This is a genomic window from Bacillus cereus group sp. BfR-BA-01383, from assembly GCF_022663495.1.
Taxonomy (GTDB): Bacteria; Bacillota; Bacilli; order Bacillales; family Bacillaceae_G; genus Bacillus_A; species Bacillus_A cereus_AU.
The window spans coordinates 51,157-63,371 of the sequence record NZ_JAKUFP010000002.1; the positions used below are offsets into that span (position 1 = coordinate 51,157).

Below are 12,215 nucleotides of genomic sequence, written 5' to 3' on the forward strand. Positions count from 1 at the left end.
TTATGTCAAAAAACATTTTAATTGTTGAAGATGAAGATATTTTGCGTGAAATATTAAAAGATTATTTTTTGAATGAACAATATGTAGTGTTTGAAGCAAGAGATGGGAAAGAAGCTTTAGTTTTATTTGAAGAAGAAGAGGTTGATTTAGTTATTCTAGATATTATGTTACCGGAACTCGATGGATGGTCTGTTTGCCGAAGAATTCGTAAGACGTCCGGGGTTCCGATTATTATGCTGACGGCACGTGTTGATGAGGATGATACGCTCCTTGGTTTTGAACTTGGAGCAGATGATTATGTAACGAAGCCGTATAGTCCGCCAATTTTATTAGCAAGAGCGAAACGATTGTTAGAAAGTAGAAAAGTAACAAAGCAACTTTTAGAGAATGAAGATGATACGCTATCAATTCACGGTATTCACGTCCATTTTCCGTCACGCACCGTTACAGTAGATAAGGCAGACATTAATTTAACACATACAGAATTTGAAATATTAGCGTATTTCATGAAAAATCAAGGGATTGTTTTAACACGGGAGCAACTCATTTCAAGAATTTGGGGATATGAATTTGTTGGTGATGATCGAACGGTTAATAGCCATATTCGTAATTTACGAAATAAATTAGGAGAGAAAGCAAAGTACATTACAACTGTAGTACGGACAGGTTATAAATTTGAGGGGAATGTATGAGGAAAGGAATTGTACTCAAATTATTTACTCTTACAACAGCATTATGCATGCTCATTTTAGCGACGATATTTATTGGACAAACGATATTTTTCAAGCAATATTATGCGAATCGAAAAGTAGAAGATATTAAAGTGAATTTAAATGCCTTTGAGAAGAATTATTTAAATTATACAGGAAATGCAGAAGAAATTCAGAACTTGGAGCAAGATTTTTTAAGGGAAAATAATACGTGGATTACGACATTAGATCAGAATGGGAATTTAAAATATGCAGAGGATTTTTATTTTGAGATAACGATAGACCGTAGGCAACAGAAGAGCTTTGGACAACAAATATTCAAGATGCCCTTATACAACCTCATCAATATAGAGGAGATTGATAATAAAGCAGTAGATCAGTTTTTAGGACAAGAAATTTATTTTTCTGGAGTGAAAAAAGAAGATAGTTTTATTCCATTCTCTTTCTCGTTAGTTAAGCAGAATTTAAGCGGATCTAATAAACCGTTAGAAAAAGCATTTAATGAGAAAATGAGTAAATTAAATGAGGAGAAAAAGAAAGCAGCTGAGGAGCAAGTTACTAAGGAAAAGAAGCCGGTCGTTCAGGAACAAGCTGCCCAAGAATCAGGTATTTATATAGGAGGGCGTGTTACGAAAGTACAGTTTCCTGATGTAAAAGGCCTCGTAAATCCAATTTATAAAAACACTTTATTTTTGGATAGTATAAAGGAATTTCAAACGGATTTATTACTAAAAGAGAGTAATAAAATACAATATTCAACACAAACAATGGATTATGAAAAAAATGATATAAAATATAAATTATTAATGAAACCGATAAAAGAAAAAGACGGATCAGTGACATATATATGCAATGGCATCTTTGCAACCAGTCGATGAAGCTGTACAAATGGTGCAAGATTATTACATCTACATCATTGCATTTGTAGTCATTCTCATTTTCCTAGCTTCGTTCTATTACTCAAAACAAATTGCCAAACCGTTATTAAAAATAAATGATACAACGAAAAAAATAGCTCATCTAGATTTCACAGAAAAAATACCGATTACTTCAAAAGATGAAATTGGGGATTTATCGAAAAATATTAATGTGCTATCGAATAAACTCCATTCGCATATTGGACAGCTGGAACAAGATATTGAAAAGGAAAGAAAGCTAGAAAAGACGCGGAAAGAATTTATTTCTGGTGTTTCACATGAATTAAAAACACCGCTAAGTATTATGAAAAGCTGTATTTCTATTTTAAAAGATGGGGTAGCTGAACATAAAAAAGAGTACTATTTTCAAGCGATGGAACGAGAAGTAGACAAAATGGATATGTTAATTTTGGATATGCTTGAGTTAGCTAAATTTGAGTCAGGTACATATAAAATGAAAAAGGATTCATTTTATATTGATACAGTAATTGAAGATATATGTGAACATCTTTCTGTGGAAATAGAGAAAAAAGAACTGCGTGTTCATAAAAATATACGTTCATTTGAAGTGATTGCAAATCAAAATCGGATTGAACAAGTCATCGTGAACTTTATTACGAATGCAATACGATATACACCAAATAAAGAGGACATTATTATTTCTACAATAGAGCAAGAGGATCGTATAAAAGTGTGTATTGAAAATAAAGGTACTCACATCGAAGAAGAGCAATTAGATAAGATTTGGAATCGTTTTTACCGTGTGGATGCAGCTCGTCAGCGTTCGCAAGGTGGAACGGGGCTTGGGCTTGCAATTTCAAAGAATATTTTAGAATTGCACGATGCTGAATATGGGGTAAAGAATACAGAAGATGGTGTATTATTTTATTTTTATTTACCGAAAAAAGCGTAGACAATATATGTTACGCTTTTTTAATTTAATTTCATATTATCTTTACCTAATCTTTATTTTTAAACAGTATACTTTGAATAGAAAATGAGGTTATGTAAGGAGTAGATTAGCCGTGAATAGCAATTTACTAGGTGTGATCGTATTTATTTTCTTTTGTGCATTTATTGTATTTTTAATTGATATTACGATATGAAAAAAGAGCGCTAATTAAGCGCTCTTTTTGTTTGAATTTAGTTGATAAGCACCGATGCTTTTGAATAAGCGTGGTGAAGTTGTAAATAAAAGAATTAGTAATACAGTACATAGTATGAAAGAACCGATCATAGTACTGCCGTTTACAATTAATGAATATAGCACAGCTGATTGACCTTTCGGTGCATATTGCCCCCAGAAAATAATACCGGCGATAAAGTGACAGAAGTAGCGAGCTAGACTACCGATAAATGTAGCAAGGATAATATAGGAAATTGTTTTCTTTCTTTCACCGTTAATTAAGCTCTGCTGAATTTGCTTATAAAAGAGTCCAGCAAATCCGATAAAGGCAAAGGCAATGAAGTACTCAATGAATGCTTGAATAGGTGTTAAAATGTAAGCATCACCTACAACAATTTGTAATAGTCCCCAAATTAAGCCTCCTAAGAAAGCCATTTTGAAGCCCCAGCGGTATGCGATAATAAAAATAGGAATCATTGCAAATGAAATGGAACCACCTGTTGGAAGTTTAAGTGATAATGGTAAAATGTCGATAATCATGGCGAAGGCTGCAAGAATAGCAGATTCGATCATCGCTTGTAAATTGGTGTTACGCATGTTGTCTCCCCCTAAATCCAAGTTGCACAAAAAAGAACATTATCATAGGAGGATACGAAATACGTAAATAAAAAAGAGGTATGTATTTCGGACGTTTGCACAATCCCTGCGTTAGCATTAACTAACAGGTTCAAAGGGTCGGAACGAAAATGTTCCCTCTCAGCGGTAAGGCTCCCCCTGTGATAACGAGATTCTTTATTTGCTATTGTTTATTGTAAGCGAAATGGATGAGAATGGCAAATGAAGCTTGTATGACAATAAGTGAAATATAATTGTATTGAAATGTTAATAAATATGAAGCAAAAAGATATAGTCCAAGTGAAATAGAGTATGATATAATTGTTTGAAAATAATTATCATTCTCTTCTGAGGGGGAAGGTTATGAGCTTAGTAGATATTAAAATTGGTGAGAAAGTGTTAGTAAAAAGTATTCAGTCGTTAGATCATTTATTAAAGAGAAGACTAGCTGCTTTCGGCCTTGCGGAAGGAAGCGAGCTTCGCATAAAACAGAAAGCGATGTTTAAAGGTCCTTGTACATTGGAGTGTCGCGGACAGTTAATTAGTATTCGTCATTGTGACGCGAAAATGATAAAGGTGGAATTAGCGTGAATAAGGTTGCTTTGCTAGGAAATCCGAATACAGGGAAAACATCATTATTTAATGCACTTACTGGTTCTTATGAGTATGTAGGAAACTGGAGCGGTGTAACAGTAGAAAAAAAGGTTGGTAAATTAAAAGATAAGCAAGGAACATTAATTGATTTACCAGGCGTTTATGATTTAAATCCAGTTTCACGTGATGAAGGTGTCGTTACAAACTTTCTACTAACAGACGAATTTCATCATATGTTAAATATAGTGGATTCTTCGCAATTTGAGCGAAATATGCATTTAACGTTGCAATTACTTGAATTTGGTAAGCCAGTTTCAATTGGTTTAAATATGGTTGATGTGGCAAAGCAAAGAGGAATTGTTATTGATGTAAAACGATTATCAGAAATATTAGGTGTAACAGTCGTCCCTGTCATCGCAAGAACCGGAAAAGGCTGTGAAGAATTACTTACTACTCTTCATGAAGAGAAACAAAAAGAGAAAAAGCCATTCATTATTTCATATGGTGTACAAATGGATGAGGGGATCGGCGAGGTAATTTCTCTTTTAGAGACAGCAAATTATGAGCATCCAAGATGGTTAGCCCTTCAATTTCTAAGCAATAACGAAGTAGTAGAAAAAGAAATGAAAGCACTGCCAATTTATAAGGAACTTGTAGCCGTTCGATCTCGCTTAGAAGGAAAACTTGATTGTACGTTGGAGGAGCATATTTACAAGACTCGTGAAGCGTATATTGAAAAGTTAAAAACAAATGTTATGAAGCATGAGAAAGAAGGGAAAATTCCTTTTTCGGAAAAAATTGATAGGTTAATTACACATAAAATTTTAGGACTTCCAATCTTTTTAGCAGTTATGTTTTTTATTTTTCAGGTTACGTTTACGTGGATTGGGACACCGTTATCTGATATGTTAGATGGTTTTTTTGGTGGGCAGCTTACAGATTGGGTAACAGCTGGACTCACAACTGTTGGAGCTTCTGATTTTATTCAAGCGCTCGTTACAGAAGGTATTATTGCCGGTGTTGGTGCAGTATTAGTATTCGTGCCACAAATCTTTGCACTATTCTTTTTCATTTCATTATTAGAAGACTCAGGATATATGGCGCGCATTGCAGTTGTTATGGACCGTATTATGGAGTACTTTGGCTTGAACGGGAAAGCATTCATTCCAATGATTATTGGTTTTGGATGTAATGTGCCAGGTATTATGGCAGCGAGAACGATTGAACAGGAAAAAGAGCGTTTACTTACAATCCTTGTAACACCGTTTATGTCTTGTTCAGCACGTTTACCTGTATATGCATTATTTGCGGGAGTGTTCTTCCCTCATAGTCAGGCGACTGTTGTGTTTTCTTTATATGTTGCAGGTATTGTTCTTGCATTACTCGTTACAAAAATTATGTCTCTTACTATTTTAAAAGCGGAAAAATCTATTTTCGTAATTGAATTACCTCCTTACCGTGTGCCGCAAGCGAAAACGTTATGGCTGAGCACGTGGGAGAAAGGTAAAGGATTTGTTCGTAAAGCAGGTACATTCATCTTCGGTGGTTCTGTTGTCATTTGGTTATTAAACTATGCAGGTCCATCAGGATTTGGTGTTGATATGGGAGACAGTTTCTTAGCGATGATTGGTGGTTTTATCGCGCCACTATTCGCACCGCTCGGCTTTGGAACGTGGCAAGCTGGGGCATCCCTTTTAACAGGATTTTTGGCAAAAGAAGTTGTCGTTTCAACGATGGCGATTATTTATGCGGTTAAAGAAGATGTGCTAGGAAATGTAATGGGGGCACATTATACTGCTTTATCAGCGTACGCATTTATGTTCTTTGTTTTATTATATGTTCCGTGCTTAGCGACAGTAGCTGTTATTAGACGCGAAACAGGATCGGTGAAATGGACAATTTTCTCTGTCGTTTATCCATTAGTTGTTGCTTATGTATTAACGTTTATTATATACCAAGTTGGGTCCTTACTCGGATTCTAGAAGGAGATGTATTAAGGTGATGGTCAATATTATAATTGGAGCTATCATTTTTGGTTATGCAACATATACGCTAGTGAATTTTGTAAAGAGAAGTAAAAAAGGAAAATGCGCAGCATGTTCTTTAAATAAATCATGTCAGTCACAAACTTGTAGTCCGGATATGGAGCAAATTGCTCATAAATAAAAAAAAGCTTTGCGAATTTCGCAAAGCTTTTTTGTTTTACTTTTTAATTTTTACAAGTTGAGAAGCTTGTTTGTTGCTTCTGGAATTAGTGTATAAGAAATACGGAAACGTAACTATCGAGTTAGCTTTCACTAAAGTAAGTTAATTTCACAGAGAAATAATGAGGATATATTAGGAATACAATATTGTATCTAGAATGTCATATTATATTGGAGGTATTTTGGAAATAACATGTAAGGACATCTTAGTTTTGTTATAATGAACACATAGGTTATAAAAATGAATATTCTTACTGTAAAGGGAGAATTTTGATTTTTCCCAGTAGTGAATTTGAAATATGAGGTATATCATAGGAGGAATTTGGATGTCTGTATTTAAGCGATTAAGAGATTTAACAATGTCGAATGTGTATTCATTAATTGAAAAAGCTGAGGATCCAGTTAAGATGACGGATCAATATTTACGAGATATGCAAGCGGATGTACAAGAAGCTGAGAAAAGTGTAGCAGCTCAAATCGCACTTGAGAAAAAATTCAAATTATTATTCGAAGAGCAAGAAGCACTTGTGAAAAAACGTGAAGAGCAAGCTCATATGGCTGTTCAAGCAAGCAATCTTGATCTTGCGCGCCGTGCACTAGAAGAAAAACAAAATGCAGAGCAAAAGATGAATGAGTATAAAGCAAGCTATGAGCAAAACAAAGCTGCTGCTGATAATCTTCGTGCGAAGCTAGAGGAAATGCGCAAGCAATTAACAGAGCTGAAAAATAAACGTGAAACACTTGTAGCACGTGTAAATGCAGCGAAAGCTCAAAAGAATATTAATCAGGCGATGTCTGGATTTGATTCAAATTCAGCAAAAGCTGGTTTAAGCCGTATGGAAGAGAAAGCTCTTCAATTAGAGGCTGAAGCAGAAGCAAGCGGTGAAGTTTATAAGAAAGAAAAATCATTAGATGATGAATTCGCAAGCTTAAACAAAAATTCTGCTGTTGACGATGAATTAGCTCGTATTATGAAGCAGTACGAGAAATAATATAGAATAGACAAAGAAACCGACATGTCTGAAGAGAATTCATGTCGGTTTTCTATTACTTTTTTAGAGGAGGTTTTGTAATGACGTGGATGAATGTAGTAGCCATGCTTGTATGGACTGGAGCGAGTGCAGCACTTTTATTTGCAATTATGTGGGTTGATTCGATTTTTACAAAATACAATGATTTAAAAGAAATAAAAAATGGGAATACCGCTGTAGCTACTCGTTTCGTGATGAAATTATTCGCGCAAGGGTACATTTTATCTCAATCGATAACGAAGGCAAATGACTTATGGCAAGCACTTCTTGCTTCAGCAGTTTCTTTCGTTATTTTATTAGTTGTGGAAATGTTTATCGAATTCGTATTAAAGAAAATGTCTGGTCTTGATTTAGAAGAAGGTACGAAAGAAGGTAGCGTTGCACACGCGATGTTAGCCGGATCATTACATATCGTTGGGGCACTTATTTTAGGTGCTTGTTTATAAAGAGAAAAGGAGGGGTAGATCATGAGTTTATTTAAACGTATTAAAAATATAATGAAAAGTCCAGAGCCGCCGAAACCAGAAAAGAGTCTTTTAACGTTAGCTCCTGGCGATATGATTGAAGTTTCGTTAGTCATGTATGAGTTAACTGGGAAAACGAGTATGCATTCTCGCAAGGAAATTGTTTTAACGTTGCAGGACGGGAAAGATATTCGTTATTTAAAAATTGAAGATCGTGAAAATACGTATTATAAATTATATACACCAATTGACGGTCGTTTAGATTCAATTGAGGAAATTCCAACGACAATTGAAATGGATGATATCGAGTACCATATGGAAGAGCAATATAATGGCCGTGTTGTTGTGATGGGGAAAACACCATTTTCTGCTTCAGAGGAACAGTACGTATGGGAATTCCAATCCGATAATCGCAAATTATTACGTATTGAATGGCAAAATGGCCGCACAATGATGTATGAGGGAGAAGCAATCATTCCTGCTGATGTACAAATTATAAGAGCAACGTAAGGGGGCGTAATCATGTCAAACCGATTGTTTACCATGATTAAATCGTTTGTGATCCCTATACTTGCTATCGTTACATTACTTGTTGTTGCTGGTTATGCCTTATCAGGTTGTCAAGGCGGGCAGACAAAGTCGATTCAAGATCGTTATCCACTTGAATCTGTCTCAAAGGAAGGTAAACAAGAATCTTACGTGTATAGGGCCGCCAATCGGTCAGTTCCTGAAGTCGCGAAGGAACTTATAGCCGAAAGGAAACCGAAGCAAGCATCTAAAGAAGACGAAAATCAAATGTTTCTCGTTTATTCGGATAAAATGTATAACCTTCAAAAGGATAAAGAGAAACCATCTGATACGTTAATTGAAGTAAGTAATGAAGAATTTGTCCGTCAAAATTACCAACCGTCATTCCTACAAGGATATATTATGGGGAGTATATTAAACGATATATTCGGTTCGAAAAAATCATCATCTGGTGATTATCGCGGATATAATGACAGACAAAACCATAAACCCGTTACTCCAGAAAGACCGCCTACGAAAGAAGAAAAGAAAAACCCACCTCCAATTACGAAGGAAGGGAAAGGGTCTATCATTAAGCGAGGCGATAATGTAGATTCGAAATCTTCTGTAGGAGATACAGGAAGTATTACGAAAAAAGGAAGTAACACGCCTCCGCCTTCTACTGGAAGCAAAGGGAAAATTACAAAAACACCAGGTGGTTCAAGCGGATTAGATGTGAAGCCGAAATCATCTATTAAAACGCCGCCAAAGAATACATCTCCCCCGAAAACAAGGGTTGGTGGTTCAGGGAAAGTTACGAAGAGAAGATAGTATTGAGACCGAGAAGTGGAATTTACTTTTCGGTCTTTTTTTATGGAAATTAATTCCTTGTAGTTGGTACAATTAAGGCATAAGGAGGAGATTGTGATGACTATGTATAAAAGATTTAGTTTGATTATGTTCCTCGTATTATTCTTGAGTTTGTTTATTAGTACAACGATGAAATTTCACTTTGTAGTAGGTATTCTATGGATATTATGTACATGTACTCTCTTTCTATATATTCCGCTTCGCTTTCAACATGAAGTGCCCGCCTTTCAAAAATATGTCGCATGGATTAAAAGCGGGGGAAGATGGGGTGATTAAGATGATATCAACGATTTTTTGAGTATATCTATCATAACTTACGATATATCAACGATTTTTCAATTATATCTATCGTAACTCAAAATATATCAACGATTCGACAAGGAATATCGATTTACGGACAAAAACTGACAATAACTAAGAAGAGGCTGTGCCAACATGTTGGCACAGCCTCGTTTTTCATAATGATTAATGAATATCACGTTTCTTGAAATTACCACCTTTTACTTCTGCTACGTCATAAACTGTAATAAAGGCATTGGGATCAATTTCATTAATAAGATCTTTCATTTTACTTTCTTCTAGACGGTTAATTACACAAGAAATTTCTTTAAATTGCTCTCTTGAATAACCGCCATAAACTTCATTGTATGTTGCACTTCGGCCTAAACGATCGCGAATGGTTTCTACCATTAATTCAGGCTCTTTTGTGATGATTTTAAATGTTTTCGAACCACTTAAACCAACTTCAACGATATGAATCACTTTCGAAGCAATAAAGTAAGCAATTGCCGAAAGGATAGCGCCTTGAAGACCGAATACTGTTGATACGAAAATAAATACGAACATGTTTAAGAATAAAATAAGGTCACTCGTTCCGAAAGGTAATTTGCGAGAAAGCAATACAGCTAGCATATCGATTCCATCTAATGCTCCGCCGTTACGTAATGCTAGTCCCATACCAAAACCGATAATAATACCACCAACAACTGTAACTAATAATGTATCGCCTTCAATAATAGTTGGTACTCCGTGCATGACAACGGTACCTATTGCTAATGAAGCAATCCCGATAATGGAATAAATTGCAAAGCTTCTACCGATTTGCTTATATCCTAACCAAACGAAAGGAATGTTAATAACTGCGATTAGAGCCCCTAATGGCAATCCAAATAATCTTGAACTAACGATACTTAAACCAGTCACACCACCGTCGGATACGTTATTTGGAATTAATACCGCTTCTAATCCGTACGCTGTGATAAGTGCCCCAATAATAATCATCAAAGATTTTGAAGCGAATTTTAGCTTATTGGGCTTGTTTTTGATAGTTTTTTCCATGTACTTTCCTCGTTTCAAACTAGTTTCTTATGTGTTACATCATTCACACTTAAATTTTATTTTAACATTATATTTGAAAAAATTCTCCTTTAATGGATGTATGTAGGGAATATTATCACCGTATTGTCTTTAAAATATTTTTGAAATGAGTATAAGAAAACCCATCCTTAAAGAGGATGGGCTGTTGTTAAGAAAATAAAAAACTAATGACTGTTAGGAATAAAGCGAAGCCTAAAATCGTTCCGCATACTTTCATATGGCGCTTACGTCCCATAACGACGATTGCGACATATTCGCGAATCATTGCATTAGGCCAATAATAAAAGGCTGTTTTTGATCCGATTCCTTGGCTATTAAGACCAGCTTGTTTTGCATATATGCCAGCGCGGAAAAGATGGAAATTATTCGTTGTAAAAATACTTCTATACTTACCTTCTGGTTTTAAAGAATCCATAATTTCTTTGGAGAACGACATATTTTGATATGTGTTGACAGAGCGATTTTCCTGCACTGTATGTTCAATTGGAATTCCTTTTTCAATCGCGTAATTTTGCATTGCTTCCGCTTCTGGAAGACCTTCATCTGGCCCTTGCCCGCCAGAGAAAATGATCGTTGGTGGTGTATTTACAGCAGCTTGTTTCCAATAAAAGTCGATAGCTTTATTAATGCGACTTGCCAGTAAAGGGGGTACTTTGTCATTAATTAAGCCACTGCCAAGAACGATGATGAAATCTTGATTACGTCTCGGTCTATTGAATTGGTATAAAAAATATGCGCTTAAGAAGTTAGATAAATGTACAAAGAAATACATAGTTATAAGAGAAATCGCAGCGAAAATAAATTGAAAATGCGCTGAGAACAAACTTGCTGGATTTATAATAGGGAGTAACATAAAGAATAAAATCCCTAAAGCAGCAATTAAAGTTAAAGAATTTGTGAAGCGTCTTCCTTCACGCCTCATCAAGATTCTCGCATTAAGAAATAGTCCAAACATTAAAGCGACTATAGCAAAAGGTATCATTACAATTAGCGCTATCATGGGAATAATAACGATAAAATGTAAAGCGTTATTACCAGATGCAAACGAGGCTATAAAGCAAAATAATAGAAATGAACAGAAAAAGGCATTAAATAAAAAGCCGTTTATTATTTTTCGTGGATCTTTTAAATATGAGATAAGAAAAATAATAAACAATATAAGAGGAATAATTCCGAAATACATAAATATAGTACACCTCAATTTGTATAAGAATTTGACATATCTTTTATATTACATGATTTCATAATTGAAAATGAAAGAAAAAGGATTTTGAATTTTCTTAATTAAATATATGGATACATATGTTTAAATATATTCAAGGCGATATATTTAAAGTAAAATGGTTGAAAAAAGCACTCAGCCTGAGTGCTTTTTCTTATTTACACATGCTATTTTTGTAGGCGATGTTCATAAAATAAAAGTAACGAAACGAAAGTAGGTGACAACATGCCGGCAGTTGTGGAAGGTGTTATTGTTGAAAACTGCAATGGGACGATTAATTTAGGTGATAAATATAACGTGCAGCCGATTGAAAAAACGAAAGCTTATAATGGATCGGGATCATCGAATACAGGATTTAATGTAAGAACATTTAGTGGTATTAGTACAGCAGATGTAAGTGATAGCGATGTGTATGACCAAGTAATTCAATCTACGTTATAATTTTGATATGCAAAATTGCATATCATTCATAGTTATGTTGCGTGATACAATCAAAATGAGAGCTGTTAGTGAGTCTTCTGTATTATAGTTGTTAGATTAGGAATATAACATCTTATCGAAAATCATACGTAAAAAAG

General features: G+C 34.9%; 13 protein-coding genes, 1 pseudogene and 1 riboswitch. Of the genes and pseudogenes, 11 read left to right on the forward strand and 3 right to left on the reverse strand.

The window, feature by feature from the left end; all coding sequences use genetic code 11:
• Positions 1-2 precede the first annotated feature (2 nt).
• Complete coding sequence (locus MR065_RS02455; RefSeq protein WP_242212344.1) at positions 3-692, forward strand: response regulator transcription factor; 690 nt, start codon at positions 3-5, stop codon at positions 690-692.
• A pseudogene (locus MR065_RS02460) lies at positions 689-2,540 on the forward strand (sensor histidine kinase). Before MR065_RS02455 ends, MR065_RS02460 begins: the two are co-directional and overlap by 4 nt.
• Before the next feature lie 207 nt (positions 2,541-2,747).
• On the opposite strand, the gene thiT reads toward MR065_RS02460, so the two are convergent.
• Positions 2,748-3,371, reverse strand: coding sequence for an energy-coupled thiamine transporter ThiT (gene thiT, locus MR065_RS02465; RefSeq protein ID WP_242212567.1), 624 nt, complete (start codon positions 3,369-3,371; stop codon positions 2,748-2,750).
• 64 nt (positions 3,372-3,435) lie between these two features.
• Positions 3,436-3,538, reverse strand: a riboswitch (TPP riboswitch).
• Positions 3,539-3,731: 193 nt separating this feature from the next.
• Here thiT and MR065_RS02470 point away from each other — a divergent pair.
• The 8 genes from MR065_RS02470 (at position 3,732) to MR065_RS02505 (ending at position 9,314) form a co-directional block, all read left to right on the forward strand.
• On the forward strand, positions 3,732-3,959 hold the full coding sequence (locus MR065_RS02470; RefSeq protein WP_097904728.1) for a FeoA family protein: 228 nt from the start codon (positions 3,732-3,734) through the stop codon (positions 3,957-3,959).
• Positions 3,956-5,944, forward strand: coding sequence for a ferrous iron transport protein B (feoB, locus tag MR065_RS02475; protein WP_242212345.1), 1,989 nt, complete (start codon positions 3,956-3,958; stop codon positions 5,942-5,944). The genes MR065_RS02470 and feoB overlap by 4 nt, the downstream gene beginning before the upstream one ends.
• Positions 5,945-5,960: 16 nt before the next feature.
• The gene (locus MR065_RS02480) at positions 5,961-6,128 is read left to right on the forward strand and encodes a FeoB-associated Cys-rich membrane protein (protein WP_046956111.1); all 168 of its coding nucleotides are present in this window, start codon (positions 5,961-5,963) and stop codon (positions 6,126-6,128) included.
• Positions 6,129-6,492: 364 nt separating this feature from the next.
• Positions 6,493-7,158 (forward strand): PspA/IM30 family protein, encoded by a 666-nt coding sequence (locus MR065_RS02485; RefSeq protein ID WP_071710946.1) that lies wholly within the window; start codon positions 6,493-6,495, stop codon positions 7,156-7,158.
• An 80-nt stretch (positions 7,159-7,238) separates the two neighbouring features.
• Complete coding sequence (locus MR065_RS02490) at positions 7,239-7,643, forward strand: DUF350 domain-containing protein (protein WP_097904726.1); 405 nt, start codon at positions 7,239-7,241, stop codon at positions 7,641-7,643.
• Positions 7,644-7,664: 21 nt separating this feature from the next.
• Positions 7,665-8,171, forward strand: coding sequence for a DUF4178 domain-containing protein (locus tag MR065_RS02495; protein ID WP_000051754.1), 507 nt, complete (start codon positions 7,665-7,667; stop codon positions 8,169-8,171).
• A 12-nt stretch (positions 8,172-8,183) separates the two neighbouring features.
• Positions 8,184-8,999, forward strand: a complete 816-nt coding sequence (locus tag MR065_RS02500) for a DUF4247 domain-containing protein (RefSeq protein ID WP_242212346.1) — start codon at positions 8,184-8,186, stop codon at positions 8,997-8,999.
• Between the two features lie 96 nt (positions 9,000-9,095).
• A complete protein-coding gene (locus MR065_RS02505) occupies positions 9,096-9,314 on the forward strand; it encodes a hypothetical protein (RefSeq protein WP_098989568.1) in 219 nt (72 codons plus the stop codon).
• A gap of 189 nt (positions 9,315-9,503) precedes the next feature.
• Here the strand turns inward: MR065_RS02505 and MR065_RS02510 are convergent, their stop codons facing one another.
• Positions 9,504-10,376: a YitT family protein gene (locus MR065_RS02510; protein WP_242212347.1), complete on the reverse strand. Its 873-nt coding sequence runs from the start codon at positions 10,374-10,376 to the stop codon at positions 9,504-9,506.
• 187 nt (positions 10,377-10,563) lie between these two features.
• Positions 10,564-11,598, reverse strand: coding sequence for a YdcF family protein (locus MR065_RS02515; protein ID WP_242212348.1), 1,035 nt, complete (start codon positions 11,596-11,598; stop codon positions 10,564-10,566).
• Between the two features lie 264 nt (positions 11,599-11,862).
• On the opposite strand from MR065_RS02515, the gene MR065_RS02520 reads away from it, so the two are divergent.
• On the forward strand, positions 11,863-12,078 hold the full coding sequence (locus tag MR065_RS02520) for a spore germination protein (protein WP_242212349.1): 216 nt from the start codon (positions 11,863-11,865) through the stop codon (positions 12,076-12,078).
• The last annotated feature ends 137 nt before the right edge of the window (positions 12,079-12,215 follow it).

Coding starts and splice junctions, on each gene's coding strand:
- MR065_RS02455 (WP_242212344.1), top strand. CDS start 3: ATGTCAAAAAACATTTTAATTGTTGAAGATGAAGATATTTTGCGTGAA.
- MR065_RS02470 (WP_097904728.1), top strand. CDS start 3,732: ATGAGCTTAGTAGATATTAAAATTGGTGAGAAAGTGTTAGTAAAAAGT.
- MR065_RS02485 (WP_071710946.1), top strand. CDS start 6,493: ATGTCTGTATTTAAGCGATTAAGAGATTTAACAATGTCGAATGTGTAT.
- MR065_RS02490 (WP_097904726.1), top strand. CDS start 7,239: ATGACGTGGATGAATGTAGTAGCCATGCTTGTATGGACTGGAGCGAGT.
- MR065_RS02495 (WP_000051754.1), top strand. CDS start 7,665: ATGAGTTTATTTAAACGTATTAAAAATATAATGAAAAGTCCAGAGCCG.
- MR065_RS02500 (WP_242212346.1), top strand. CDS start 8,184: ATGTCAAACCGATTGTTTACCATGATTAAATCGTTTGTGATCCCTATA.
- MR065_RS02505 (WP_098989568.1), top strand. CDS start 9,096: ATGACTATGTATAAAAGATTTAGTTTGATTATGTTCCTCGTATTATTC.
- MR065_RS02510 (WP_242212347.1), bottom strand. CDS start 10,376: ATGGAAAAAACTATCAAAAACAAGCCCAATAAGCTAAAATTCGCTTCA.
- MR065_RS02515 (WP_242212348.1), bottom strand. CDS start 11,598: ATGTATTTCGGAATTATTCCTCTTATATTGTTTATTATTTTTCTTATC.
- MR065_RS02520 (WP_242212349.1), top strand. CDS start 11,863: ATGCCGGCAGTTGTGGAAGGTGTTATTGTTGAAAACTGCAATGGGACG.